The 26,485-nt window shown below is 64.8% G+C and carries 25 protein-coding genes; 12 read left to right on the forward strand and 13 right to left on the reverse strand.

Annotated features, from left to right (window positions below; genetic code table 11):
• Nucleotides 1–243: 243 nt before the first annotated feature.
• Nucleotides 244–1,428 carry a thiolase family protein gene (locus ACEOAC_RS07665; RefSeq protein WP_413628770.1) on the forward strand — a complete coding sequence of 395 codons (1,185 nt, stop codon included), beginning with the start codon at nt 244–246 and terminating at the stop codon, nt 1,426–1,428.
• Between the two features lie 98 nt (nt 1,429–1,526).
• Here the strand turns inward: ACEOAC_RS07665 and mctP are convergent, their stop codons facing one another.
• The 4 genes from mctP to ACEOAC_RS07685 all read right to left on the reverse strand — a co-directional run bounded on the left by mctP (nt 1,527) and on the right by ACEOAC_RS07685 (nt 5,078).
• The gene (gene mctP, locus ACEOAC_RS07670) at nt 1,527–3,020 is read right to left on the reverse strand and encodes a monocarboxylate uptake permease MctP (protein WP_413445479.1); all 1,494 of its coding nucleotides are present in this window, start codon (nt 3,018–3,020) and stop codon (nt 1,527–1,529) included.
• Nucleotides 3,020–3,199: a DUF3311 domain-containing protein gene (locus ACEOAC_RS07675; protein ID WP_102663322.1), complete on the reverse strand. Its 180-nt coding sequence runs from the start codon at nt 3,197–3,199 to the stop codon at nt 3,020–3,022. Before ACEOAC_RS07675 ends, mctP begins: the two co-directional genes overlap by 1 nt.
• A gap of 407 nt (nt 3,200–3,606) precedes the next feature.
• Entirely contained in the window at nt 3,607–4,638 is a 1,032-nt protein-coding gene (locus tag ACEOAC_RS07680) for an aldo/keto reductase (protein WP_413445480.1), read from the reverse strand.
• Nucleotides 4,635–5,078, reverse strand: coding sequence for a MerR family transcriptional regulator (locus ACEOAC_RS07685; protein WP_241813157.1), 444 nt, complete (start codon nt 5,076–5,078; stop codon nt 4,635–4,637). The genes ACEOAC_RS07680 and ACEOAC_RS07685 overlap by 4 nt, the downstream gene beginning before the upstream one ends.
• Nucleotides 5,079–5,259: 181 nt before the next feature.
• Here ACEOAC_RS07685 and ACEOAC_RS07690 point away from each other — a divergent pair, with 181 nt between their 5' ends.
• Nucleotides 5,260–6,003, forward strand: a complete 744-nt coding sequence (locus tag ACEOAC_RS07690) for a 2-keto-4-pentenoate hydratase (RefSeq protein ID WP_413628771.1) — start codon at nt 5,260–5,262, stop codon at nt 6,001–6,003.
• 45 nt (nt 6,004–6,048) lie between these two features.
• Here the strand turns inward: ACEOAC_RS07690 and bla are convergent, their stop codons facing one another.
• Nucleotides 6,049–6,948, reverse strand: coding sequence for a class A beta-lactamase (bla, locus tag ACEOAC_RS07695; protein WP_413628772.1), 900 nt, complete (start codon nt 6,946–6,948; stop codon nt 6,049–6,051).
• A 124-nt stretch (nt 6,949–7,072) separates the two neighbouring features.
• On the opposite strand from bla, the gene ACEOAC_RS07700 reads away from it, so the two are divergent.
• Both ACEOAC_RS07700 and ACEOAC_RS07705 read left to right on the forward strand, forming a co-directional pair.
• On the forward strand, nt 7,073–7,936 hold the full coding sequence (locus ACEOAC_RS07700) for a LysR substrate-binding domain-containing protein (protein ID WP_413628773.1): 864 nt from the start codon (nt 7,073–7,075) through the stop codon (nt 7,934–7,936).
• 233 nt (nt 7,937–8,169) lie between these two features.
• Nucleotides 8,170–8,319 (forward strand): hypothetical protein, encoded by a 150-nt coding sequence (locus ACEOAC_RS07705; protein ID WP_006462807.1) that lies wholly within the window; start codon nt 8,170–8,172, stop codon nt 8,317–8,319.
• 211 nt (nt 8,320–8,530) lie between these two features.
• Here the strand turns inward: ACEOAC_RS07705 and ACEOAC_RS07710 are convergent, their stop codons facing one another.
• Both ACEOAC_RS07710 and ACEOAC_RS07715 read right to left on the reverse strand, forming a co-directional pair.
• Nucleotides 8,531–8,944: a RidA family protein gene (locus ACEOAC_RS07710; protein ID WP_006462806.1), complete on the reverse strand. Its 414-nt coding sequence runs from the start codon at nt 8,942–8,944 to the stop codon at nt 8,531–8,533.
• Nucleotides 8,945–8,987: 43 nt separating this feature from the next.
• On the reverse strand, nt 8,988–9,947 hold the full coding sequence (locus ACEOAC_RS07715) for an agmatinase (RefSeq protein WP_006462805.1): 960 nt from the start codon (nt 9,945–9,947) through the stop codon (nt 8,988–8,990).
• Nucleotides 9,948–10,152: 205 nt separating this feature from the next.
• Here ACEOAC_RS07715 and ACEOAC_RS07720 point away from each other — a divergent pair, with 205 nt between their 5' ends.
• The 4 genes from ACEOAC_RS07720 (at nt 10,153) to ACEOAC_RS07735 (ending at nt 14,636) form a co-directional block, all read left to right on the forward strand.
• Nucleotides 10,153–11,052: a LysR family transcriptional regulator gene (locus tag ACEOAC_RS07720; protein ID WP_006462804.1), complete on the forward strand. Its 900-nt coding sequence runs from the start codon at nt 10,153–10,155 to the stop codon at nt 11,050–11,052.
• A 312-nt stretch (nt 11,053–11,364) separates the two neighbouring features.
• Entirely contained in the window at nt 11,365–12,306 is a 942-nt protein-coding gene (locus tag ACEOAC_RS07725; protein ID WP_413445312.1) for a MurR/RpiR family transcriptional regulator, read from the forward strand.
• A 135-nt stretch (nt 12,307–12,441) separates the two neighbouring features.
• A complete protein-coding gene (locus tag ACEOAC_RS07730) occupies nt 12,442–13,230 on the forward strand; it encodes a transporter substrate-binding domain-containing protein (protein WP_039874933.1) in 789 nt (262 codons plus the stop codon).
• 38 nt (nt 13,231–13,268) lie between these two features.
• Complete coding sequence (locus tag ACEOAC_RS07735; RefSeq protein ID WP_413628774.1) at nt 13,269–14,636, forward strand: MmgE/PrpD family protein; 1,368 nt, start codon at nt 13,269–13,271, stop codon at nt 14,634–14,636.
• A 5-nt stretch (nt 14,637–14,641) separates the two neighbouring features.
• Here ACEOAC_RS07735 and ACEOAC_RS07740 read toward each other — a convergent pair whose 3' ends face one another.
• Nucleotides 14,642–15,634 carry a M48 family metallopeptidase gene (locus ACEOAC_RS07740; RefSeq protein ID WP_413443936.1) on the reverse strand — a complete coding sequence of 331 codons (993 nt, stop codon included), beginning with the start codon at nt 15,632–15,634 and terminating at the stop codon, nt 14,642–14,644.
• 7 nt (nt 15,635–15,641) lie between these two features.
• Complete coding sequence (locus ACEOAC_RS07745) at nt 15,642–16,739, reverse strand: YjgN family protein (RefSeq protein ID WP_413443935.1); 1,098 nt, start codon at nt 16,737–16,739, stop codon at nt 15,642–15,644.
• 343 nt (nt 16,740–17,082) lie between these two features.
• On the opposite strand from ACEOAC_RS07745, the gene ACEOAC_RS07750 reads away from it, so the two are divergent.
• From ACEOAC_RS07750 to ACEOAC_RS07765, 4 genes are all read left to right on the forward strand, one after another.
• On the forward strand, nt 17,083–17,850 hold the full coding sequence (locus ACEOAC_RS07750; RefSeq protein ID WP_413443934.1) for a dienelactone hydrolase family protein: 768 nt from the start codon (nt 17,083–17,085) through the stop codon (nt 17,848–17,850).
• Between the two features lie 172 nt (nt 17,851–18,022).
• Nucleotides 18,023–18,745 (forward strand): gluconate 2-dehydrogenase subunit 3 family protein, encoded by a 723-nt coding sequence (locus tag ACEOAC_RS07755; RefSeq protein ID WP_077238325.1) that lies wholly within the window; start codon nt 18,023–18,025, stop codon nt 18,743–18,745.
• Between the two features lie 2 nt (nt 18,746–18,747).
• The gene (locus tag ACEOAC_RS07760; protein ID WP_077238324.1) at nt 18,748–20,529 is read left to right on the forward strand and encodes a GMC family oxidoreductase; all 1,782 of its coding nucleotides are present in this window, start codon (nt 18,748–18,750) and stop codon (nt 20,527–20,529) included.
• A gap of 11 nt (nt 20,530–20,540) precedes the next feature.
• Complete coding sequence (locus ACEOAC_RS07765; protein ID WP_413443933.1) at nt 20,541–21,866, forward strand: c-type cytochrome; 1,326 nt, start codon at nt 20,541–20,543, stop codon at nt 21,864–21,866.
• 91 nt (nt 21,867–21,957) lie between these two features.
• On the opposite strand, the gene ACEOAC_RS07770 is transcribed toward ACEOAC_RS07765, so the two are convergent.
• The 4 genes from ACEOAC_RS07770 to ACEOAC_RS07785 form a co-directional block, all read right to left on the reverse strand.
• Entirely contained in the window at nt 21,958–22,839 is an 882-nt protein-coding gene (locus ACEOAC_RS07770) for a carbohydrate ABC transporter permease (protein ID WP_006462792.1), read from the reverse strand.
• On the reverse strand, nt 22,839–23,738 hold the full coding sequence (locus ACEOAC_RS07775) for a carbohydrate ABC transporter permease (RefSeq protein ID WP_077238321.1): 900 nt from the start codon (nt 23,736–23,738) through the stop codon (nt 22,839–22,841). Before ACEOAC_RS07775 ends, ACEOAC_RS07770 begins: the two co-directional genes overlap by 1 nt.
• 170 nt (nt 23,739–23,908) lie before the next feature.
• Nucleotides 23,909–25,240: an ABC transporter substrate-binding protein gene (locus tag ACEOAC_RS07780; RefSeq protein ID WP_241813142.1), complete on the reverse strand. Its 1,332-nt coding sequence runs from the start codon at nt 25,238–25,240 to the stop codon at nt 23,909–23,911.
• A gap of 139 nt (nt 25,241–25,379) precedes the next feature.
• Entirely contained in the window at nt 25,380–26,465 is a 1,086-nt protein-coding gene (locus ACEOAC_RS07785) for an ABC transporter ATP-binding protein (RefSeq protein WP_006462789.1), read from the reverse strand.
• Nucleotides 26,466–26,485: the final 20 nt, after the last annotated feature.

Here is a 26,485-nt window from a genome sequence, read left to right on the forward strand (position 1 = left end):
CCCGCCGTCGCTCGACGGCGGGCCGTCCTCCTGACTTACCGTCCCCGCGCCGGCAACAGCAAAACTACGAGATGCCAATCGGCGTCCGCAGTGATAGCATCTAGTAAGTTGCATTATGAAAGTAAGTTGCCTTCCGACCTCTTGTCGGGATGGCAACGGTGTGCCGCTGCCTGTCAGCGCCGCCCGTCGGGTGGTCGCAGGCGGGGCATGGGTGATGAACGACTTGTGAGGAAGGAGCAGGCCATGCAGCAGGAAATCGTGATCAGTTCGCCGCGTCGCACCGCGATCGGCAGCTTTGGCGGCAGTCTGAAGGACGTCCCCGCCGTGGAGCTGGGCGCCCAGGCGATCCGGGCGGTCTTGCAGAACACCCGTATCGCCCTGGAAGTGATCGATTCGGTGGTGATGGGCAATGTGATCCAGGCCGGCAACGCCATGAACCCGGCCCGCCAGGCCGCGATCAAGGGCGGTCTGCCGGTCGAGACCCCGGCCATGGCGATCAACCGCGTCTGCGGTTCCGGCGCCCAGGCAGTGGTGACGGCACTGGGCGAGATCAGCGCCGGGCTGTCGCGCTGTGTCATCGCCGGCGGCATGGAAAACATGGAGCGCGCCCCCTATCTGCTGCCCGGGGCGCGTGCCGGCATGCGCATGGGCGATGGCGCGGTGATCGACGCCATCCTCAGCGACGGCCTCAACGACGCCTTCTCCGGCAAGCATTCCGGCTGGCATACCGAAGACCTGGTGCAGCAGTTCAGCCTCAGCCGCGAGCAGCAGGACCGCTACGCCGCACAGAGCCAGCAGCGCTTCGCCGCCGCCCAGGCGGCCGGCTACTTCAGCCGCGAGATCCTGCCCATTACCCTCACCAGCAAGAAAGGTGAACAGATCTTCGACCAGGACGAGTCCGTGCGCCCGGACACCACGGTCGAATCGCTGGCTCGCCTGAAGCCGGCCTTCCGCAAGGACGGCAGCATCACCGCCGGCAATGCGCCCGGCGTGAATGCCGGTGCAGCGGCGATGATCGTGAGTACCCGCGAGACCGCCGATTCTTTGGGCCTGGCCCCGCTGGTGGTTGTGCGCGCAGCAGCCGTCAGTGGCGTGGAGCCGGGCATGTTCGGTCTGGGACCGGTGCCGGCGATCCGCCAGGCGCTGGCCCGCGCCCGCTGGAGCCTGGGCGAGGTGGACCGCTTCGAGATCAACGAAGCCTTTGCCGCCATCGCGCTGGCGGTGCAGCGTGAGCTGGACATTCCGTCCGACATCCTCAACATCGACGGTGGCGCCATCGCCCACGGTCACCCCATCGGCGCCACCGGGGCCATCCTCATCACCAAGGCCGCCCACGCACTGCAGCGCACCGGCCAGCGGCGCGCCGTGGTGTCGCTGTGCATCGGCGGTGGCCAGGGTATCGCCCTGTGCCTGGAAGCGCTGGCCTGAGAACGTCGCGGCCACCGGCTTCGGGGAACAAAAAAAGCCGAGCCCGACCACATGGGTCGGGCTCGGCTTTTCTACGACGGGCGCCCGCAGGCGCTCGCTCAGCGCTTCAGCGCGGGTTGCGAACCCTTGCCGAAGATCAGGTTGGCGATCACGGCCACGACCACGTTGAGGGTCAGGGCGATCAGGCCGGTGTAGAGGGTATAGGTCTCGCCACCGATGATGAAGCTATGGACCGGCTTGATGCCATCGGCAAAGGCCATCCAGCTACCACCGACGATGCCCACCGCCCAGCCGCACAGCAGGGCGCGCGCACCGAACCAGCCGACGAACAGGCCGAACACCAGGGCCGGGAAGGTCTGCAGGATCCACACGCCGCCCAGCAGCTGCAGGTCCAGCGCGAACTTGGTCGGCAGGAACAGGATGAACACCAGCGCGCCGAACTTGACCACCAGCGACACGATCTTGGCCACCTTGGCTTCGCCTTCATGGCTGATGCCAGGATTGACGTAAGGCTTCCAGAAGTTGCGGGTGAACAGGTTGGAGGCACCGATGGACATCACCGCAGCCGGCACCAGCGCACCGATGGCGATGGCAGCGAAGGCGAAGCCGGCGAACCAGCCCGGGAACAGGTTGTTGAACAGCGCCGGGACCACGTCGTTGTTGGCTTGCACCTTGATGCCAGCGGCATAGGCCATGTAACCCAGCAGCGCGATCAGACCCAGCAGCACGGTATAGGCCGGCAGGAACACCGCGTTCTTGCGGATGGTATTGGCGTCCTTGGCGGCGAAGATGCCGGTCAGCGTATGCGGATACATGAAGGCCGCCAGTGCCGAACCCAGGGCCAGCGAGGCGAAGGGCAGGAACTGCGTGGGCTTCAGGGTCAGGCCGGTAGCGCCACCCTTGAGGGCGAAGGCATCGCGCGCCGAGCTGAACACCGCACCGTAGCCACCCAGCTTGGCCGGCACCACCACCACCGCCACGATCACCACGATGTAGATCATGATGTCCTTGACGAAGGCGATCAGTGCCGGCGCCCGCAGGCCGGCCGAGTAGGTGTACAGCGCCAGGATCACGAAGGCCGCCAGCAGCGGCAGTTCACCGGTCAGGCCCAGGGCCTTGATGACCACTTCCATGCCGATCAGCTGCAGCGCGATGTAGGGCATGGTGGCGACCACGCCGGTCAGGGCGATGGCGAACTCCAGCGGACGCGACTGGTAGCGACCCCAGACCACGTCGGCGGCGGTCACGTGACCGGCCTTGTGGGCGGCACGCCACAGCTTGGGCATGATCACGAACACGATGGGATAGACCAGGATGGTGTAGGGCAGGGCGAAGAAGCCATAGGCCCCCACTGCATAGACCAGCGCCGGCACGGCGATGACGGTATAGGCGGTATAGAAGTCGCCGCCGACCAGGAACCAGGTGATCCAGGTGCCGAAGTTGCGGCCACCCAGGCCCCATTCATCGAGGTGGGCGCCCTTGTTGCTGGGGCCGGCCATCCATTTCGAGGCCATGAAGCCCAGCACGGTGACCAGCACGAAGAAGAACAGGAAGACCCAGAGGGCGGTCCAGTGGATGCTGGTGGTCTCCATCACTCGACTCCCTTTTTCAGGCCATCACGATAGACCAGCCAGATGATCAGGGAAGTCAGCGGCACCCACGCCAGCTGATACCAGTAGAAGAAGGGGAAGCCGAACAGGCTGGGCAGTTCCTGGTTGTAGAACGGTACCCAGAGCAGGGCGATGAAAGGCAGCAACAGCAATAGGCGCAAAGGACTCTTTGCGGATGGGGCAGCGACGGACATCTGTTCTCCTCTGTCGTTTTGAAGGTGGTAGGGCGTTTTTGACGCCCTGTTTTTTTATCCCCCGGACAGGTCATGTCCGGGTGTTGATGCTGAACCTGTGCGCAGCGGCAGCCTGCCGACGGATGCGCTCAGCCGGCTGGCTGCAGCCTGGTGGTGAATGTCCCTGATCGTGGATTGTCGGCACGCGGATGCGGCTTTTTTTGTTGGTCGTAGTATTGGCATTTACGACAAGCAGAACAAGCGGGGCACCACGTAGAGCGACTCAGTAGGACTACGTAGGAGAGCGGGCAGAAGGCGGGTGGTTCGGAGAGGGAACCGACCCGGCGCCGAGGTCGGCGCCGGGTGCGGGGTCTGCTGCAGGATCGGCCAGAGAATCAGCCGTTGAGCAGTTTCATGCTGGCTTCGGTGTAGCGCTCACCGGCGGCGGCACCGTGTGGGAAGACCGCGTCCAGGTTCTGCAGATCCTGGGCAGAAAGCTTCACATTGCAGGCGCCGGCATTTTCTTCCAGATAGTGCCGGCGCTTGGTGCCGGGGATGGGGACCAGATGCGGGTCCTGGGCCATCACCCAGGCCAGTGCCAGCTGACTCGGCGTGCAGCCGTGCTGGCTGGCGATTTCCTTCACTTTTGCCACCAATTGCAGGTTGCGCTGGAAATTCTCGCCCTGGAAGCGCGGATTGCTGCGCCGGAAATCATCCTCGGCCAGATCCTCGACGCGCTGGATGGCGCCGCTCAGGAATCCCCGGCCCAGCGGGCTGTAGGCCACGAAGCCGATGCCCAGTGCGCGGCAGGTGGCCAGCACGTCGCTTTCCGGGTCGCGCGTCCACAGCGAATATTCGCTCTGCAGCGCGGTGACCGGGTGCACCCGGTGCGCCCGCTCCAGCGTCGCCGACGAGGCCTCGGACAAGCCGATGTAGCGGATCTTGCCGGCCCGCACCAGATCGGACAGCACGCCCATGCTGGCTTCGATGGGGGTGTTGGGATCGATGCGGTGCTGGTAGTAGAGGTCGATGGCCTCGATGCCCAGGCGCTTCAGGCTGCCCTCGACCGCTTGCCGGATATAGGCCGGGCTGCCGTCCACACCGCGCACGGTGGGATCGGCCGGGTCGCGCTTGAAGCCGAACTTGGTGGCGATGAAGAACTTGTCGCGGCGCCCCTTGATGGCACGACCGACCAGCTCTTCATTGGTGTAGGGGCCGTACATGTCGGCCGTGTCCAGCAGGTTGATGCCCAGCTCCAGGGCGCGGTCGATGGTGGCTAGCGATTCCTGGTCGTCGCGCCGGGCGTAGAAATCGCTCATGCCCATGCAGCCCAGGCCGATGGCCGAGACCAGCGGGCCGTTGCTGCCCAGTCGGCGGGTACCGACGGCGGATTCCGGTTGCAGGTGGGAGGTGATGGGTTCGGTCATGGTGCAATCCTTTCTTTGGTTGAGGCCGGTCGGGGCAGCCCTGCCGGAATGGCCGGCGCCATGCGCGCCTGCTGTTCCAGGGTGTCGTACAGCGCCAGCTTGTGGTGCAGCACGGCCAGGTTTTCCTGCAGTTCGGCCAGGGTTTGCTGGACGCTTAGCGTATGGGCCTGCAGCATCGCCTTGCGTTCCACGACACTCTCCACGGTATTGCCGTCGCGCCGCAGCTCGGCGTAGCGCAGCATGGCGCGCACCGGCAGGCCAGTGGCCTTGAGCTTCTTCAGGAAGGCGATCCAGTTCAGGTCTTCCTGGGTATAGCGCCGATGCCGGTTGTCGCGCCGCTCGACCGGATCGAGCAGGCCTATCCTCTCGTAGTAGCGCAGGGTATGCACCGACAGGCCGGTGGCCGCAGCAGCTTGGGCAATGGTCAGGGAAGAGGTCATGGCAGCCAGTCTAGAAGTTGGAGTGCGCTCGAAGTCAAGCGGGCATCGCTGCATTATCGGCCTGTCAGGATGGGCGCGCTGATCGTGGCCGAGACCGGGCCGCGAAGCTGTGCCTTGGGCGATGGCCGCACCAGACAGTACAATGCGCGCTGCCCATTCCCCTCTCATTGCCGGAGCCCTCATGCACATCGACGCCGCCACCCAACTTCTGCTCGACGCCCGCCACAGCGGCCTGGCCCTGGACTGGCGCCGGCTGGCGGTGGGCGACGCCGAGACCGCCTACGCGGTGCAGGATGCGCAACTGCGCCGGCTGGGGCCGGTGGGCGGGTGGAAGGTGGGCAGCAAGGGCGATGGCAGCATGCCCGGCTGCGCGCCCCTGCCTCAGTCCGGCATCCTGCCCTCGGGCGCCCGACTGGCCGGGCCGCAGTGGCGCATGCGCGGGCTGGAAGTGGAACTGGCCTTGCGGGTGGGGCGCGACTTCGATCCCGGCACGCAACTGCCTGACGAGGCCGAACTGCGCACCGTCTTCGACGCCATCCTGCCGGCCATCGAAGTGGTGGAGACGCGCCTGGGACATCCGCCCTGCGGCAATCCCTGGGCCGGCATGGCCGATCTGCAGAGCCATGGCGCGCTGGTGACCGGTCAGCCCCAGCCGCTGCCGCCGCAATTGTCATTGCGCACTGTGGAGGCCAGCCTGGTCATCGATGGCCAGCCCATCACCCGCACCACCGGCGGCAACCCGGCCGACCTGTGGCCCATGCTGGGCTGGCTGGCGCAGCATTGCGCCCAGCGCGGCCAGCCCTGGCGCCGGGGGCAGATCATCACCACCGGCTCCTGTACCGGCCTGCAACTGGCGCGCGGTGGTCTGCTGGTGGAAGCCGCGCTGGAAGGCGTGGGTGCGGTGTCGCTGCAGTTTGCCAGCTGAGCCTCCACCCAGCCTCCACCGAGCCTCAACTGAACACGGACGCGCTCAGCCCATCACCTGCGCAATCAGGCGACCGACTTCGGCATGCACGGCGTCGCGCCGGACCGCTTCGGCCGTGTTCTCGGTGAGATAGACCGCAAACAGCAGCGGCGCGCCCTGCGGCGTCCACACCACACCCACGTCGTTGGCCGTACCGCGGTCACCGGTCCCGGTCTTGTCTCCCACCTTCCAGCCCGCCGGCAGGCCGGCGCGCACGCGCTTGTCGCCGGTCTGGTTGGCCAGCAGCCACTGCGTGATCTGCTCGCGCGAGGCTGGTGCCAGGGCATTGCCCAGCACCACCTGGCGCAGGTCGGCGGTCATGGCGGCCGGGGTGGTGGTGTCACGCGGGTCGCCGGGGATGGCTTCGTTGAGCGTGGGTTCGTTGCGGTCCAGGCGCGTGAGATCGTCGCCCAGCGTCCGCACGAAACCGGTCAGCCCGGCCGGACCGCCCATGCTGGCCAGCATCAGGTTGGCGGCGGTATTGTCGGACAGTGTGATGGCCGCTTCGCACAACTGCGCCATGGACAGGCCGGCGCCGCCAGTGTGCTTGCCGGTGGTGGGCGAGTAGGGGACCAGGTCCTGCTGGCGGTAGACGATGCGCCGTGCCAGGCGCTCCCGGCCTTCATCGACCCGGCGCAGCACCGCTGCCGCTGCCAGGAACTTGAAGGTGCTGCACATGGGGAAGCGCTCGTCGGCGCGATAACCCCACTGCCGGCCATGGACGGTATCCACCAGCGACACGCCCAGGCGGCCGCCGATATCGGCTTCCAGCCGCGCCAGTTTCTGAACGATACTGGACGAGTCCATAGTTTTACTTGCGCCTTGTACCTCGCCAGCCCAGCTACGGCTGATCAGGCCACCGGCCGCCAGGGCCGTGAGGGCCAGGAAGTTGCGTCTTCCGGACATGTTTTCTCCTAGTAATTTGTTGATTGCGGGTTTGCGACAGGCCAGATCATAGGCAGTGGCGGCGATGACCACAATTCATGATAATTGGCCGTAGACCCAAGAAAATCTGATGCCTGGAGACTCCATGTATTTGCCGTTGAATGCCTTGCGCGCCTTCGAGATGTCGGCCCGCCACCTGTCCTTCACCCGCGCCGCCGAGCAATTGAGCGTGACCCAGACGGCCGTCAGCATGCAGGTCAAGAACCTGGAACAGCGCCTCGGCGTGGCCCTGTTCCGGCGCTTGCCGCGTGGCCTGGCGCTGACCGACGAGGGCCTGGCGCTGTTGCCGGTGGTGGCCCAGTCCTTCGGACGCATTGCCGACGTGCTGGGCCAGTTCGAGCATGGCCGTCGCCGCGAAGTGCTCACCGTGGGCGTGGTCGGCACCTTTGCCGTGGGCTGGCTGATGCCGCGCCTGCGGGAATTCCAGCAGAACCATCCCTTCGTCGACTTGCGCCTGCTGACCAACAACAACCGGGTCGATCTGGCCGGCGAGGGTCTCGATTATGCGATCCGCTTTGGCGATGGTGCATGGCATGGCACCGAGGCTGAACGTCTGTTCGAGGCGCCGCTGGCGCCGATGTGCGCGCCGGCCCTGGCCGCGCAATTGCGCAGCCCTGCCGACCTGGCGAGCCAGACCCTGCTGCGTTCCTACCGCAGCGACGAGTGGAACCAGTGGTTCGCCGCCGCCGGAGCGCCTTGCCCGCCCTTGCGCGGCTTCGTGTTCGACTCCTCCCTGGCGCTGGCCGAAGCGGCTGCCCAGCAGGCCGGTGTAGCGCTGCTGCCGGTGCTGATGTTCGAGCGGGAGCTGCGCCAGGGGCGGCTGGTCTGCCCCTTCGAGACCGGCATCGTCACCGGCGCCTACTGGCTCACCCGCCTCAAATCCCGGCCGCAGGGGGCGGCCATGACGGCGTTTCGCGACTGGCTGCAGGGGCATGCGGCCGGGATGTAGGCGCGCCGGAAGTGAGGATTACCTGCAACAGGAAGTCAATGTCAGAAAATTCCTGATAGACGCGGCCGCTGCATGCAAATAGAATAAATCATATAAACAATTTATACGGTTCGTGCCGGGCCGTAAAACAGGTGATGTGGGTGGGGTGGTAAAGCCGGCATGGGTGGTTCGTCAAGCACTGACACCATCCGCCAACAGACAGCCAACAGAGGCACATTGAAAGGGGGTAAGTCATGCACTACTTCGCAAAGCTCTATCGCAAGCTGGTCGATTACCTGAACGATTCCAGCGAACTGGACACCGGTTCCCATCGTGGCGCGCCGCATAGCTGCAGCCTGTATTCGGGTTTGTCGACAATGTCGCGCGACAACTCTTCCCGCTGATCCTCCCGCCGGCGGCCCCTGGCCGCCGGATCCGGAGCGGGACTTTGCTGCCCGCACCGCCTGCCTCCTGCCTCCCGCTTCCCGCTTCCCGCTACGCCCCATTCCACCGCCTCTCGCAAAAAAAGGCCGCATCATCGATGCGGCCCAAGTACTGCTACTTACCGGAAGTGTTTCAGTGCCGCACCTGGCGGCCACTGCATAAAGGTCTGATCTAGTCGGGAATCACCGCCGTGGCATCCACCTCGACCAGGTATTCCGGACGGGCGAAGGCGGTCACCACGATCCCCGTCGAGACCGGATAGACGCCCTTGAGCCATTTGCCCACCACCGTATAGACATCCTCGCGGAAACGCGGGTCGGAGATATAGATGGTGAGCTTGCAGATATGGTCCAGCTGGCTGCCGGCTTCCTTGAGCAGCATGTCGATGTTCTTCATGGCCTGTTCGGTCTGTCCCTTGACGTCGCCGATGCAGACGCTCTCGGAGGTATCGAGGTCCTGGCCGATCTGTCCCCGCAGGAAGACCATGGTGCCGCGGGCCACTACGGCCTGGCAGAGGTCATTGTCCAGCTTCTGTTCGGGATAGGTTTCGCGGGTGTTGAACTTGCGGATGCGGGTATGGGCCATGGTGGTTCCGGAAATGGGTGGTTGGGAGAGTGAGCGGGGCTTCTTACTTCTTGTCGAAATAACCGGCGCGGATGGTGGCGCCGATGAGATTGACGATCAGGCGGCCGGCAGTGACGCCACTGATCTTGCTGGCATTGTCCTTGGCCGGCTGGATTTCCACGATGTCCATGCCCACCACACGGCCCTTGCGCACCAGGCCGTGGATCAGCTTGCGCGCCTGCAGGAAGGTGACGCCGCCCGGCGCGGGGCCATCGACGGCCGGCATGATGGCGCAGTCCAGGCCATCGGCATCGATGGTCAGATAGTAGTTGCCGCCATCGGGAATGCGCGCCAGCACCGCATCCATGCCGATGTCGTGCAATTCATAGGCGCTGATCAGGTCGGCACCCCATTCCTTGGCGGCGCGATAGTCGGCCGGCCGCCCGCTGCCCTGGGCGCGCAGGCCGATCTGTACGATGTGCTTGACGTAGGGCAGTTCCGAGGCACGGCGGATCACGCTGGACAGGCCGTCGCGCACGCCGTTGACCTCGTCGCGCCAGTCGAGGTGGGCATCGATGTGGACCAGCGTGATCGGCCCGACTTCATCAAAGCCGCGCAGCACTGGATTGGTGATGCCATGGTCGCCACCCAGCACGATGGGCAGGGCGCCGCCGCGCAGGATCTGGCGCACCGCGCTCTCGGCACGCTGCTTGTGCAGCTCCGGCTGGGCCAGGTCGGGCAGGACATCGCCGCAATCGACGAAGCGGATATCCTCGCGCTCCTGCAGCAGCGGGCCATCGATATCGAAGTCATAGTGGCTGGGATGACGCACCATGCGATCGCTCAGGTCGCGCAGGGCCTGCGGCGCATTGGTCTGGTCGTTGCTGTACTGGCGCGGGCCGTAGGCGGCGCCGAAGGGGACCCCCAGGACCGCAATGTCGGCCTTGAAGTCGGTGAGGTCGGTGACCAGCTCCGAATACAGCAGGGTCTTGTGGCCGGTGCGCGGTGCGGTGAGATTGTCCATGGATGGTTTCCTGATAGAAGAAATGCAGCGGGCCTGCGTGCATCGATGAGGCAGCGATGGGCCGCTGTGCATGCATTCACTGTAGTGAGTCGCGGTGATGATAGAAAATGATTCTTTTGGAGGTATAGTTTCATTTTTCGAGACTTTGCAATTTCTCCGCATTTCATCGCACTTCACCGCAACGGTGCATGCAGACAGGAGCGTCATGATCAGGCTGGATTTCGATGAGCGCGACCTGCGCTCGCTGCGGGTCTTCTGCAACGTCGCCGAGGCCGGTGGTTTCGCCGCCGCCGAGCGGGTGCTGCTGATGTCCAAGGCCTCCATCAGTCGCCATGTACGCGAGGTGGAGGAACGCCTGGGCGTACGCCTGTGCGAGCGTGGACCAGCCGGCTTCCGGCTCACGCCCGAGGGCGAGGTGGCGCTCAAGCTGGCCACCACCGCCCTGCGTTCGCTGGAGCGCATCCGTCCCGAGATCGATGCCGTGCATGGTGTGCTGTCCGGGCCGCTGGCGCTGGGGGTGGTGGAGCATGCCCTGAGTCATCCCGATTGCAAGTTGCCGCAGGCCATCGCCGCGCTCAAGAGGCGCGCGCCCCAGGTGCAGCCGCGCATCGAGGTGATGACCTTTCCCGAACTGAACCAGGCGCTGCGCGAGCAACGGGTCGATATCGCCATTCGCGGCCGTTATCCGGGCGATGATGAATTCGATTACCTGCCGCTGTTCGTCGAGAGCCATCGCCTCTATGGCGCCGTGCGCAAGGAGGGCGGCGAGCCGCGCAAGGCGGTCTGGCCCCTGGTCTACCGGCCCCATCCCTATGTCGATCAGGTGCTGGCCGGCGACGGATACGAGCGCGGGCCGGAGGCCGGTGGCCTGGAAGCCATCGCCCTGCTGGTGGCCAGCGGTGACTATGTCGGCCTGCTGCCCACCCACTACGCGCAACTGATCGGCAAGCGTTATGCCCTGCGCGCGCGCCGCGCCAGTCCCACCTTCGTCCATCCCATCTGCGCCGTGACCGACCCGCACCGTCCTTCCACGCACCGCGCTGAACTGTTCCTCTCCCTGCTGCGCGAATTGCACATCCGCTCCGCCGCCCATCTGTCGAGCTGAGGGAGCCGCATCGCCCACGGCTTTGCGTCGGCGTGGGGCGTGATGTCCCATGACGGGGCGCTGCGCCGCGGCTGACACGGTCCGGGCGCCGCGCCATCCCCACGGCGCGGGAGATGCGGTCGATACAGCAAGGGCCGATTTCTGTTTCGTTTGTATCGCCCCCGGTCGTCGCCGGGACGGGGCAAGCCCGGTGGCAGGCCCGTGCTGATGCAGGCCAAGCGCGGACGCAAATGGTTCATTTGTATCGTTTGCATCGGCAATTGGCACACATGTTGCTCATGCAGGGCTATCTTCCGCCCCTTGCCCTGCATCGTGAACCAAGCTGCGCTGACCGCCCTCATCAAGGAACGCTTCGACCGCCTGCCGCGCCAGGTGCGGGAGGTGGCTGCCTTCGTGCTGGATCACCCGCATGAGGTGGCGGTGCTGTCCATGCGCGAACAGGCGCGCCTGATCGAGCTGCCACCGTCCACCATGACGCGCTTTGCCAAGGCGCTCGGGCTGTCCGGCTACGACGCCGTGCGCGAAGTGTTCAAGGCCAGCCTGCGCAGCCATGGCAGCGAATTCGGTTCACGCGCCCAGGGCCTGGTGGAGTTGCACCAGCGCATCGGCGAGGAAGCCCTGGCCATGGACCTGGTGCAGACCGCCGAGGCGCAGATACGCTCCTTCGCCAGCGGCTCCACCATGCCGGCCATCATGCGCGCGGCCAAGCTGCTGTCGGCGGCACGTGACATCTTTTGCCTGGGCCTGCGCGGTTCCTTCCCGGTGGCCTTCCAGTTCGCCCATGTGTGTGAATTCTTTGCGCGCAATGTCACGCTGGTGGATGGCGCCGGCGAGAGCGGCATCATGAAGCTGATGCATCAGCCCTCCTCGCGCGACGTGGCGCTGATCTGCAGCATGGCGCCGCATTCGCGCCGGGCCATGTCGATCGCCACCCATCTGCAGAAGGCCGGCGTGCGGCTGGTGGTGATCACCGACAGCGCCAGCTCGCCCATGGCGCGCATGGCCAGCGAAGCCATCATCGTGCCCAACAAGGGCGCGTCGTTCTTCGATACCTTACTGCCGGCTTTTCTGGTGGCGGAAATCCTGGCGGCGCTCATGGCCGCCACCGCAAAGATCAACATCAAGTCACAGATCGCCGACACCGAGAGAAAACTCTGGGGCGTGGGCGAATGGTGGGGCAGCCAGGGCGAGGAAGCCCCCGCACTGGAGCCGCGCGCGGCTGTGCCCACCCGCAACAGACGACGCCGCACCTGAAGAGGCAGCAGCGCAAAAAGCATTACCGGAGCGGCGCATGCCCGAGACATGCGACGGACAACAAGCACGCCAGAAGGCGTTCTCGACCCCACTCATCCTGCGTATCGACGGAGCTTGGCTCCAGAAAGGTTTTCCATGAAACGCCGCTCCCTACTTGCCATGCTGACTCTTGCGGCTGGCCTGGCCGTGGCCAGCTCGCCCGTGCTGGCCGACGACCTCTACAGCACCATCATGGCGCGCAAGTCCATCCGCGTGGCCGTGCCGACCGACTACCCGCCCTACGGCTCGGTGGGCAGTGACATGACCCCGCGTGGCTACGACATCGACATGGCGCAACTGATCGGCAAGAAACTCGGCGTGAAGGTCGAACTGGTGCCGGTGACCGCGCCCAACCGCATCGCCTACCTGCAGACCAACAAGGCCGACATCACCATCTCGTCGCTGGGCAAGACCGCCGAACGCGCCAAGGTGGTGGACTTCAGCCTGGCCTATGCGCCGTTCTTCGATGCGGTGTTCGGCACCAAGAAGGTCAAGGCCACCAGCTTCGCCGAACTCAACGGCAAGACCATCTCGGTGACCCGTGGCTCGATGCAGGACCAGGAGCTGGAACAGCTGGCGCCGGGCGCGGTGGTGAAGCGCTTCGAGGACAACAATGCCACGCTGTCGGCCTTCCTGGCCGGGCATGTGCAGATGTTTGCCACCGGCACCACGGTTGCCGCCGCGCTGCAGAAGATGAACCCGTCGCTGGACATGGAACTGAAGGTGATCCTGGCCAATGCGCCTTGCTACGTGGCCATGCCCAAGGGTGAATCGACCCTGCTGGCGAAGATCAACATGATCATCCGCGAAGCCCGCGCCGATGGCACCATCGACAAGTTCTCGCAGACCTGGCTGGGCGCCCCGGCCGGGCAGCTGCCGGATTGAGCGGGCCGCTCTCCGCCATGACAGGCGATGCGCCGGGTGTGAGCCTCGCCATCCCTGCCATGGCACGCTGGCTGGTGCGGCAGGAGGCGGGAAGCATCCCGCCGCGCATCCGCCGCATCGCCCTGCATAGCCTCATCGATACCCTCGGCGTGATCAGCGCCGGTGGTCGCACCCGCGTGGCGGCACATGCCCGCCTGCTGGTGCAGGGCGATGGCGCGGCCGGTACCTGTGGCCTGGCCGGCAGCGACCAGCGCACACAGGCGCGCCACGCCGCGCTGGTCAATGCGGTGGCCGCGCATGCGCTGGACTTCGATGACAACTGCTATGCCGGTTTCGTCCACGGTTCGGCGGTGATCGTGCCGGCCGCACTGGCGGTGGCCCAGCAGATCGATGCCGATGGCCAGGCCCTGTTGACGGCCCTGGTGGTCGGTGCCGAATGCCAGTACACGCTGGGCCTGGCAAGCGACAACCGGCTCTACCGGCGCGGCTGGTGGAGCAGCGGGATACTCGGCCCCATCGGCGCCTGCGCGGCGGCAGCCTGGCTGCTGCGTTTGGACGCGCAGCAGGCCGCGCATGCACTCGGCCTGGCCGCTGCCAGTGCGGCCGGCATCAAGGCCGGCTTCGGCACCGACGCCAAGGCCCTGCTGGCCGGACGCGCCGCCGAGGCCGGGGTGATGGCGGCCTGGCTGGCACTGGCCGGCGCGACCGGCCCGATCGATGCCTTCGAGCATCGCCATGGCGATGCGCATCTCTTCAATGACGATCATTTCGACGGCAGCGTCTTCAGCGCGCTGGGGCAACGCTGGACGCTCGAAGATCCGGGGCTGGACGTCAAGCGCATCCCGGTCTGCCTGTCTTCGCATGCCGCCGTCGATGTGGTGGTGGAGTTGATCGCGGCGCATGGTGTGCGCAGCGAGGAGATTCTTGCCATCCGCTGCGACGTGCCACCCATCGTGATCGCCAACCTGATCCATGATCGCCCACAGACGCCGCAGCAGGCACAGTTCAGCATGCCCTTCGCCATTGCGGCGGCGGTGCTGCACGACGGGCCGCGCCTGCAGGACCTGGAGGCGGCGCGACTGGCGCAGGCCGACATGATCGCGCTCATGGCCCGGGTCAGCATGTGCAGTAGCACGCAATGGCAGGACCCGGCGCGGCAGCAGCAGGCCCCAGAGGGGGCCGAGGTCTGTATCGAATTGAGTGATGGCCGGCAGTTGCGTGGCCGTCGCGATGCGCCGCGTGGCGCAGCACGCGAGCCTTTGACGCCGGAGCAGCGGCGCGAGAAATTCCTGGAATGCCTGCGCTACGGTGGCATCGATGAGCACATCGCCAACGAGCGGCTGGCACAGCTGGAGGGGATGGAGGCACTCACTGGTGTACGCACCCTGTTCCCCTTCTCGGCCTGAACGGATCAGCGCGCCCGGAGGATGTGGGCAATCCGTTCGTCGTTGGCGGGGTGGCTGGACAGATAGGGTGACACGCTGCCGTCGGCACCGCCACCGGTCTGTTCCAGCTTTTCGAACACCTTCGCCAGCTTCTGGCGCGGCAGGCCGTTGGCCTGGAACATGGCGATGGCGTAGTCGTCGGCTTCGCGCTCGATGTCGCGTGAATACTTCAGGTCCAGCATTACCGTCGGGATATTGGCCAGCACCGCCGAGACGTCCCCGAACAGCACCGTCGCCGTGGCCGCCATGGCCGAACTCTGGATCAGCCGGCGCATCAGGTGGCGTCGGTGGACGTGGCCGAGCTCGTGCGCCAGCACGCCCATGAGCGCATCGTCATCGTCCAGCAGGCGCACGATCTCGTCAGTCACCACGATCTGTCCGGAGGGCAGGGCGAAGGCATTGGGACCGATGCGACTCTTGCGGAACACGATGTCATAGGCCGGCGCATCCGCCATGGGCGCCGTCAAAGCCTGGAAGCGCGCCTTGATGGCGGCCGCCCGGCGCACGTCCAGCTGGCTGGGGGCCAGCACATGCAGATCCAGGAATTCCAGCGTGCCGCGTCCGATCTGCTGATCCACCTGCACCGGCAGCGCCGCCGCGATGCCGCGCGCAGCCAGCGGCAGCAGATAGAGATAACCCAGTGCCACCACCGCGATCAGGACTGCGCAGGCGGTCAGGGCATGGCGCCAGCTCTGCTGCAGCCGCACCACCAGCGTGTCGCGGTGACCGGTCTGCTGCAGCAGATCGCGAAAGGCCTGGGCATCGATGATTTCCAGATAGGCGCCGTCGGCGAAGCTGACCTTGCGCGCCGCCCGTTTGAAGCGCTCGGACACGCGCAATTGCGAGATCGGGCAATCGCGCTCGACCTCGCCGCGCACCTGCGCCATGCCATCGACCACCGTCAGCGTCACCTGGTGACGCCGCGAGGTCTTGCCGTCGTAATAGGAAGCCTTGACCACCCCTGGCCTACATCGACAGGTCGAAGTCGAGCAGATCGCCCAGGCCCTCGCCGGTGGCCGAACCATGGGCTTCGCTGGAGGCGATGAAATCATCCAGGCCACTGGCCGGCAGCAGCGTCAGCGATTCGATGCGATATCGCAGCAGGCGGATCTGCGCGAAGGGGGTGAACAGACCCAGCGTGAAGGTGATGCCCAGGATATTGGTGAAGACGATGAAGGCGGTGCGGCCCCAACGCATCCTGCTCTGGAAGCGATGCTCGCCCAGGCGGGTGTTGTTCCAGACCAGGTTCTGCATCAAGGTCATCCACAGCGGGATGGCCAGGAAGCTCCAGGCATACAGGGACAGGGACATCAGCACCAGCTTGCCTCCCCCCATGTCGCCCGACTTGGCAAGCTCGATCAGCATGAGGCCGCCAAAGCCGACGAAGATGACCACCAGCCCGCCCAGCCATAGCCCCAGCCCGATCACGACAGCCTTGTAGAACGCACCCACCGATCCATGGAAGGAAAAGTGCGTCGCCCCGAAGCGCGCTTCGCTGTGCTGGTAGCGCTTGAAACGCTGGTAGGCCAGCGGCGCCAGCAGGCCCAGGGAAACACTGGCCAGCATCGGCCACATCAGGAAGTTGCGGGCTGCGCCGCCGAGGCTACCGCGAAAACCGAAGCGGATGCCGCGATAGCTGGTGTTGTAGAGCTTGAACTGCAGGCTGCGCCAGATCAGCCAGGGGCCGGCCAGCACCATCATTAACGCCGCTGCCAGGCCTAGCAGTGGATTGGCAGCGCCGGCGAAGTGATAGACCGCCAGCAACACCACGGCGATGATGCGGCCCTTGAGGATGGAAACGGGATTGCCGTGGTAGTCGAAGCTGCCCTCGGCCACCGAGGTATTGTCATAGAAGTAGCGCAGGCGGCGCACCTTGGCCCAGGCCGAGTAGATGCCCAGGGTGAGGATGGACAGCAAGAGATTGACGGCCCAGATGCGGAAATATTCCGAACCGCGCCCGCTGAAGACAAAAGGTTGCGGGGAAGGGGGTGGGGTGATGCTCGCTCTCGGCACTGGCTCGGGAGCTGGTTCGGACGGGAAGGGCAGGTCGATGGTGTCGTTCATGGGAGCTCTGGTTTGGATTTGTCTGAGGAAGAGGCTGCCGACGGGTCGGGCAAGAATCTATTGCTCGCAGACAAATGTCAAGCCAAGCCCTTATCCATGCGGCTTGTATGGAGATTGTAGGGAAACACCTCGCATTATGACGAGGTCAAGTGGTATGACCTCCTGCAGAAATGCACTGTTTGTGCGAACATTGTTGCCCTGATGCGGTCAAGGTGAAGGCATTGCTGAGCTGGTTTCCGGCTTGCGTTGTCAATCTGCAGCCGCAATCCGCGCCCAAATAAAAGTTTCCTGAGCGCCGGCCGGTCTCCACACCGGCCGGCGTTTTCCACCCAAAGGAGCCTCCATGTCCACGTCCTGGAACACCGCCGCCATTGCCGCCAAGCTCGGCATTGCGGTGACCGATCTTGCCCTCGAAACGATTTCCCATAGCGCCGACGGCGTCGATTACGAAAGCGTCCTGCTCTACAACAAGGCCCAGCCGCCTGTCTCGGGCGTGCTGTCGGTGCCCAACTATTTCGGCCTGCGCCAGCAGGCACTGGAAATCGCCGCCACCACCATCGGTGCCGGCCATGCCATCCTGGTGGCCGACGTCTTCGGCAAGTCGGTGCGCCCCACCGATGGCGACCAGGCCGTGGCCGCCATCATGCCCCTGAAGAAAGATCGCGCAGAACTGCGCCGACGCATGCAGGCAGCGCTGAAGGTCTTGCGCGAGCAGGCCTTCGTGAAACTCGCGGCCGACAAGATCGGCGCCTGCGGCTTCTGCTTCGGCGGCACGGCCGCGCTGGAACTGGCGCGCGACGGCGCCGAACTGCGCGGCACGGTCTCGCTGCACGGTGCGCTCGATACCCCGGCCCCGAGCGAGAGCAAGATCAAGGGCGCGGTACTGGTGCTGCATGGCGTACAGGACCCTTCGGTCCCGCGTGAGCAGGTCAATGGCTTCATCGACGAGATGAGCGCGCTGAAGATCGACTGGCAACTGGTCAACTATGGCCAGGCCGGCCACTCCTTCACCGATCCGGATGCCAACAACCCCGGCTTCTTCTATCACCGCCAGACCGCCGAGCGTGCCGCCGTGGCACTGCAGGCCTTCTTCGGCGAAGTGCTGGCCTGAGTTCGGACCGTGTTCCTGACCCTGCCGGTCGGCGCCAGGAGCCGGCCGGCAGGGGGCATCACCACAACAACAAGAGATAGACGTCCATCAAGGGGCGGGGTGTATCCCTGTTTCCGGCCGTGGCGTAGCGTCCGTGTTTTCCCTCGTCAAATCCCACGTCCAAAGGATAGTCATGTCACAAGATAAAGAGCCGAGGCGGCGTTTCCTGCGCCAGGTATTGGCCATCGTCCCAGCAGCAACAACGCTAGGTGGCGCCACTACCGTCGCAGTCAGCCAGCAGGCAATCGCCGACAGCGGCTCACCGGGCAAGCCCCGCGCCTACACCCCCACCTACTTCAACGCGGCCGAATGGGCCTTCATCAACGCCGCCGTCGATCACCTGATTCCCTCCGACCAGTACGGTGCCGGTGCCCTCGAAACGGGCGTGCCGGAGTTCATCGACCGCCAGATGGAAACCCCCTATGGCGCCGGCAAGCTGTGGTACATGCAAGGTCCTTTCCATCCTGACAGCGTTCCCGAACTGGGTTACCAGCTTTCGCTGGTGCCGCGCGACATCTATCGCCAGGGCATCGCCGCCTGCAACGACTGGTGCAGCAAGAACCACGGCAAGGTCTTCGCCGAACTGGACAAGGCCAAGCAGCTGGAAGTGCTGAAGATGATGGAAGGCGGCAAGATCGCCTTCGAGACCGTCCCGGCCAAGACCTTCTTCAGCTTCATGCTGGGCAATACCAAGGAAGGCTATTTCGCCGACCCGATGTACGGCGGCAACCAGAAGATGGGCGGCTGGAAGATGGTCGGCTTCCCCGGCGCGCGTGCCGACTACGCCGACTGGGTCGATCAATACAACGTGAAATATCCATACGGCCCCGTGTCGATTCTGGGAGAGAAGGGCTGATCATGGCTATCAAAAAAGACAAAGTGGATGTAGTGATGGTGGGCCTGGGCTGGACCGGTTCCATCATGGGCATGGAACTCACCGAAGCGGGCCTGAACGTGCTTGCGCTGGAACGCGGCGACATGCGCGATACCAATACCGACACACCCTATCCCAAGGCCGTCGATGAACTGAAATATTCCGTGCGCGGCGCGCTGTTCCAGGACCTCTCGCGCGAGACCGTGACCATCCGTCACACCCTCTCCGACGTGGCTGTCCCGTATCGCCAGCATGGTTCCTTCCTGCTCGGCGATGGCGTGGGCGGTGCCGGTTTCCACTGGAACGGCATGATGTACCGCAACCTGCCCGAAGAGCTGGAGATGCGCACCCACCACGAGCAGAAGTACGGCAAGAAATTCATTCCCGAGGACATGACCATCCAGGATCACGGCGTGACCTACAAGGAACTGGAGCCGTTCTACGACTTCTCGGAAAAGGTCATGGCCGTCTCCGGCAAGGCCGGCAACCTCAAGGGCAAGATCGTCCCCGGCGGCAACCCGCTGGAAGGCGAGCGCACCGACGAATTCCCGACCCCGCCGCTGCAATACCAGTACAGCGCCTCGCTGGTGGAAAAGGCCATGCGCGACGTCGGTTACCACCCGTATCCGGCACCCGCTGCCAATGCTTCGCAGCCTTTCACCAACCCGTATGGCGTGCGCATCGGCCCCTGCAACTACTGCGGCTTCTGCGAAAACTACGGCTGCTACATGTATTCCAAGGCCTCGCCGCAGACCACCATCCTGCCGGTGCTGTTGAAGCGCAAGAACTTCGAGGTGCGCACCAAGGCCCAGGTGATCAAGGTCAACCTGGACGCCTCGGGCAAGCGCGCCACCGGCGTCACCTACATCGACGCCCAGGGCCGCGAAGTGGAACAGCCGGCCGACCTGGTGCTGCTGACCGCCTTCCAGACCCACAACGTGCGCCTGCTGCTGCTGTCCGGCATCGGCAAGCCCTATGACCCGGTCACCGGCGAAGGCGTGGTGGGCAAGAACTTCGCCTATCAGTACAACGGCGGCATCAACGTGGTCATGCCCAAGGGCACCCAGTTCAACCCCTTCATCGGCACCGGTGCCGGTGGCGTGGGCATGGACGACCTCAACGCCGACCAGTTCGACCACGGTCCACTGGGCTTCATCGGTGGCGCCTCGATCCGTCACGTGCGCTATGGCGGTCGTCCCATCAAGCAGGCCGGCACCATGCCGGGCGAGAAGGTGCCCAACTGGGGTTCCGAGTGGAAGGCCAGCGTGCAGGACGCCTACCAGCGCACCCTGACCATCGGCATGTCCGGTTCGGTGATGGCCTATCGCGACTGCTACCTGTCGCTGGACCCGACCTACAAGGATGCCAATGGCCAGCCGCTGCTGCGCATGACCCTGAACTGGAAGGAAAACGAAGGCAAGATGCTGACCTACATCGCCGGCGAGATGGAAAAGGTGGGCCACGCCATGAACCCCGAGAAGGTGGTCAAGGCCGTGCGCAAGACCGGTTCGTCCTGGGACACCCGGGTCTACCAGTCCACCCACCTGACTGGTGGCGCGATCATGGGCACCACGCCCAAGAACAGCGTGGTCAACAAGTACCTGCAGAGCTGGGATGTGCCCAACGTGTTCGTGTACGGCGCCTCGGCGTTCCCGCAGAACATGGGCTACAACCCGACCGGGCTGGTCACGGCGCTGGCGTATCACTCCGCCAAGGCGATCCGCGAGCAGTATCTGAAAAACCCCGGCCCGCTGGTGCAGGCATAAGGATAACGACCATGATCAAGCACTATTTCATCGCCGCCTGCGCGGCAGTCATGTCGCTGTCCGCGTTCACCGCAGCAGCGCAAGGCACGACAGCGGCGCCGTCCGTCGACCAGCAACTGGTACAGCGCGGCGAATACCTGGCCAAGGCCGGCGACTGCGTGGCCTGCCACACGGCCAAGGGCGGCAAGCCGTTCGCGGGTGGTCTGGCCATCGCCACGCCCATCGGCACGGTGTATTCGTCCAACATCACGCCCGACAAGGAACAGGGCATCGGCAGCTACAGCGAGGCCGATTTCGACCAGGCCCTGCGCCACGGCATCCGCAAGGATGGCGCGTCGCTCTACCCGGCCATGCCCTATCCGTCCTACGCCAAGGTCAAGCCGGCCGACGTGAAGGCCTTGTATGCCTACTTCATGAACGGCGTGCAGGCTGACCCCACGCCCAACCGTGGCGTGGACATCACCTGGCCGCTGTCGATGCGCTGGCCGCTGTCGATCTGGCGCAAGGTATTCGCACCGGCGGTAGCGGTCGATGGTCCCGAGGACAACAGTCCCCTGGTCCGCGGCCAATACCTGGTCGAGGGCCTGGGCCACTGCGGCGCCTGCCACACCCCGCGTGGCGTGGGCATGCAGGAGAAGGCGCTGAGCAATGACAGCAGCGCATTCCTCTCCGGCGGCGTGATCGATGGCTACCTGGCCAACAACCTGCGTGGCGATGCCCGTGACGGTCTGGGCAACTGGAGCGAGGCCGACATCGTGGCCTTCCTCAAGACCGGCCGCAACAGCCATTCCGCTGCCTTTGGCGGCATGGCCGAGGTGGTCGCCAACAGTACCCAGTACATGACCGAGCAAGACCTGGCGGCCATGGCCACGTACCTGAAGTCGCTGAAGCCGGTGAAGGAAGGCACGGCCGCGCTGGCCTATGACGACAAGACCCACCAGGCCTTGCGCAAGGGCAGCGACCAGAGTCCGGGCGCCATGGCCTTCCTGAACAACTGCGCGGCCTGCCACCGCAGCAGCGGCAAGGGCTATGACGAGACCTTCCCGACCCTGGCGCTGTCGCCCACGGTCAATGCGGAAAATCCGGCATCGCTGATCCGCATCGTGCTGGAAGGCGCAGAAATGCCCTGGACCCACAAGGCCCCGACGCAGTTCGCCATGCCGGCCTTCGGCAGCCGCCTGTCGGATCAGGAAGTGGCCGATGTGGTCACCTTCATCCGCAGCAGCTGGGGCAACCAGGCCTCGTCGGTGAGCGCTTCCGATGTGTCCAAGGTGCGCAAGCAATTGCCGGAGAAGAAGACAGTGGAGGCGGGCAGTGCGCCGCTGGCCAAGCAATAGGTTCTTCTGCTTGAGCTGCAGGTAATACGCAGCAATGAAAAAGCCCGACGTTCGCGAGGACGTCGGGCTTTCTCTTTTGGGGACGAGGTTCTTATTCCTTCACCGCCCCCGTCATCCCCGAGACGTAATACTCCACGAAGAAGGAATACACCACCGCCACCGGTAGCGAGCCCAGCAGGGCGCCGGCCATCAGGGCGCCCCAGTGGTAGACGTCGCCATCGACCAGCTCGGTGACGATGCCCACCGGTACCGTCTTTACTTCGGATGAAGAGATGAAGGTCAGGGCGTAGATGAACTCGTTCCACGACAGCGTGAAGGCGAAGATGCCGGCCGAGATCAGGCCGGGTACGGCCAGCGGGAGGATGATCTTGACCAGGATCTCCCAGCGCGTGGCACCGTCGATGAGCGCGCACTCTTCCAGCTCATACGGAATCGAGCGGAAGTAACCCATCAACAGCCACGTGCAGAACGGGATGAGGAAGGTCGGGTAGGTCAGGATCAGCGCCCAGCGGGTGTCGAACAGGCCCAGCTTGAACACGATCGCCGCCAGCGGGATGAACAGGATCGAGGGCGGGATCAGGTAGGCCAGGAAGATGCCCAGGCCGACCTGCTTGGAACCCTGGAAGCGCAACCGTTCGATCGCATAGGCAGCAAAGACGCTGGCCGCCAGCGAGGCGAAGGTCGACACCACCGAGACGATCACCGTGTTCAGCAGCCAGGCCGGATACTGGGTGTCGAACAGCAGCTTCTTGAAGTGCGCCAGGGTCGGTGCCACTACCCAGAAGGGATTGCCGGTCTGGGAGAGCAGTTCGCCGTCAGGCTTGAAGGCGGTGATCACCATCCAGTAGAACGGGAACAGCAGCACGAACAGGAAGATCAGCAGCGGGATGTAGATCGTCACCCAGCGGCGCGGTGTCGATTGCAGGAAATCCATGCCCTGGGTTTCCTGTTGGTCGTCTTTTTTCTTGGCCATTATTTGTCACCTCCTTGTTGCCAGCCGCGACGTTGCAGGCCGAAGTACGAGAACATGATCGCTGCCAGCAGGAACGGGATCATGTAAGTGGCCATCGCCGCACCTTCGCCCAGGGCACCACCGGGGATCGCGCGCTGGAACGACAGCGTGGCCATCAGGTGGGTGGCATTCAACGGACCGCCGCGGGTCAGTACGTAGATCAGCTGGAAGTCGGTGAAGGTGAACAGCACCGAGAAGGTCATCACCACCGCGATGATCGGGGTCAGCAGCGGCAGCGTCACGTGGCGGAACTGCTGCCAGGGCGTGGCGCCGTCGATGGCGGCCGCTTCATACAGCGAAGGCGAGATGGTCTGCAGCCCGGCCAGCAGCGAAATGGCCACGAACGGGATACCGCGCCAGACGTTGGCGAAGACGGTGGACCAGCGCGCATTCCATGGGTCGCCCAGGAAGTCGATGTAGTGGTTGATCAGGCCCATCTTGGTCAGCGCCCAGCTGATGACGGAGAACTGCGCGTCATACAGCCACCAGAACGCCAGCGCCGACAGCGCGGTCGGCACGATCCAGGGCAACAGCACGATGGCGCGGAAGAAGGTCTTCAGCGGCACGTTCTTGTTGAGCAGGATGGCCAGCCACAGGCCCAGTGCGAATTTGAGGATACTGGCGCTGACCGTGTAGAACACGGTGTTGAACAGCGACAGCTGGGCCAGCGAATCGCCGGCCAGGTAGGTGAAGTTGTCCAGGCCGACGAAGCTGCCTTCGCCACCGATCTTGGTGTCGGTGAAGCCCAGCCAGATGCCCAGTCCCAGCGGGTAGGTCAGGAACACCACCAGCAGGATCACGGCCGGGGCCATGAACAGCATGCCCAGTACGTTACGGTTGTTCAGGAATCGGGATAGCATGATTTGCCTCGATGAAAGGGCCGCAGGACAGGCCTGCGGCCGATACGGTGTTCGCTTCTGGTGATGGCCGGACGCCGTCGCGCCGGGTCGGCAGGCCCTGACAACCTGCCCCTTGCCCGCTGTCCCGAGGGAACCCGGCGCGGCGCCGTCCCGCCATCATGCCGTCGGCATCAAGCCTTGTAGTAGCGCTTGGCGCGTTCGGCGGCGCGGTCGATGGCCTGCTGCACGGTCTTGGAACCGCTGGCAGCTTCCGCCACCATGTCCACCACCACGTAGTCGGCCATGCAGGCGGCCGAGGCTTGTCCCAGCGGGCCTTCGTGACCGTGGTCCAGCATCAGTGAAGCCGAGTCGCGGTACACGGTGGCCTTGGGGTCGTCGGTCCATACCGGGTTCTTCTCGTAGGCCTTCAGCGGCTGGCTGACGTAGCCGATGGAGGCCTTCATCCACGGGTTGTACTGGTCCGGCTCGAACATGAATTGCACGAAGGCCTTGGCGGCATTGGGGAACTTGGTGTGCTTGAACACCATCATCTGGGTGATCTGCATCAGCTCGGTGGGCTTGCCGGCCGGGCCGATCGGGAAGTGCGCGTGCTGCGTATCCTTGCCGATGTCCTGCATCTTCGGATCGGTGGAGTTCTTGGCCGCGTAGTAGACCGAGATGCCGTTGGCGGTCATGCTGATCTGGCCGTCCAGGTAGGCCTTGTTGTTGGACGGGTCCTGCCAGGACAGGGTGCCGGGTACGAAGGTGGCGTACAGCTGCTTGGCGTATTCGAGTGCGGCACGGGTCTCGGGCGAGTTGATGGCGACCTTGCCGCTCTTGTCGACCAGCTTGCCGCCGTGCGACCACAGCAGCCAGTGCGCCCAGTTGTTGGCATCACCCACGGCCTTGCCGAGAGCGAAACCGACCGGGGTGTCCTTGGCCTTCAAGGCCTGGCATAGCTTCAGGAAGCCGGCGGTGTCCTTGGGGATGGCGTCGAAGCCGGCGGCCTTGATCTGGCTTTCGCGATAGACCAGGGCATTGCCGATCACGCCCAGCGGCAGGGCGATCCACTTGCCGTCCTTGGTGCCGTACTTGCGGCAGACGTCGTACCAGCCGCCATAGCGCTTGCCCAGCGAATCGGCCAGGTCGGTCATGTCGATCAGCTTGGTCGGATACTGCTGCGGGTCGTCGAACCAGCCCAGCACGATGTCCGGGCCGCTGCCCACGTTGGCGGCCACGGCCGACTTCGGACGCACGTCTTCCCAGCCTTCGCTGTCGGTACGCACGGCCACGCCGGTCAGTTCGGTGAACTTCTTGACGTTGGCGTTCCACAGGTCTTCGTCACCCTGGACGAAGCGCTTCCAGCGCAGCACGCGCAGGGTCGCACCTTGTTCGATCGGGTACTTGATGCTGTCGGCGCCGGCAGCGCCGGGGCCGGCGGCAAAGGCATTGACGCCCATGCCGGAAGCGGCCGCTGCGGCCGCACTGGTGACCAGGAATTCGCGTCGTGTCAGCTTGCTCATGTCTCCTACTCCTTCGGTTGAAAGTCGAATTGGACCGCTTTCGGATCGCGACGGAATCGCTCCCCTGCGGATGGACTCTTGTTCTTCTGATGCTGCGCTACTGGTGTTGCCTGGGTACTGCGGTAATGGAGCTTGCGGTTCAGCGGGCCGCCAGCGACTTGCCCGATTCGGCGTCGAACAGGTGCGTGCGGGCATGGTCCGGGACCAGGTGGATCAGGTCGCCGGCGCCGAAGTCATGGCGTTCGCGGAAGATGGACGTCAGGCTGGTTTCGCCGAAGCGCGAGAATACTTCGGTATCGGCGCCGGTCGGCTCCACCACGATGACCTTGGTGGCGATGCCCTGGCCGGCGCCACCGATGGAGAGGTGCTCAGGACGCACGCCATAGGTCACCTTCTGGCCATCGCTGCCCTGCAGGGCGCTGCCGTAAGGGGCGGGTACGCGGGTGCCGTCGGCGAACTCGACCTCGGCCGCGCCGCCGGTCTTGCGCAGCGTGGCAGGGATGAAGTTCATGGCCGGCGAGCCGATGAAGCCCGCCACGAACAGGTTGGCCGGGTGGTCGTACAGGTCCAGCGGACGGCCGCGCTGTTCCACCAGGCCATCGCGCATGACCACGATCTGGTCGGCCATGGTCATGGCTTCGATCTGGTCGTGGGTCACATAGATGGAGGTGGTCTTCAAGCGCTGGTGCAGTTCCTTGATCTCGGTGCGCATCTGCACGCGCAGCTTGGCGTCGAGGTTGGAGAGGGGTTCGTCGAAGAGGAACACCTGCGGATCGCGCACGATGGCACGACCCATCGCCACGCGCTGGCGCTGGCCACCGGAGAGCTGGCGCGGATAGCGGTCCAGCAGCTGGTTCAGGCCGAGGATGTCGGCGGCTTTCTTGACGCGCTCATCGACGAAGGACTTGTCCTTCCTGGCCAGCGTGAGCGAGAAGGCCATGTTGTCGCGCACCGTCATGTGCGGGTAGAGCGCGTAGTTCTGGAACACCATGGCGATGTCGCGGTCCTTGGGCTGGACGTTGTTGACCACCGTGCCACCGATCAGGATTTCGCCGCCGGTGATTTCCTCCAGCCCGGCCAGCATACGCAGCAGTGTCGACTTGCCGCAGCCGGAAGGGCCGACCAAAACCGTGAATTCGCCATCGGCGATATCGATGTCGACGCCCCGGATGATCTGGGTGCTGCCGAACTGCTTCTTGACTGCGCGAATCTGTACTGATGCCATCAAATGCTCCTCGTGTGTAT

The sequence above is a fragment of the Herbaspirillum frisingense genome (genome assembly GCF_047325095.1).
Taxonomy (GTDB): Bacteria; Pseudomonadota; Gammaproteobacteria; order Burkholderiales; family Burkholderiaceae_D; genus Herbaspirillum; species Herbaspirillum frisingense.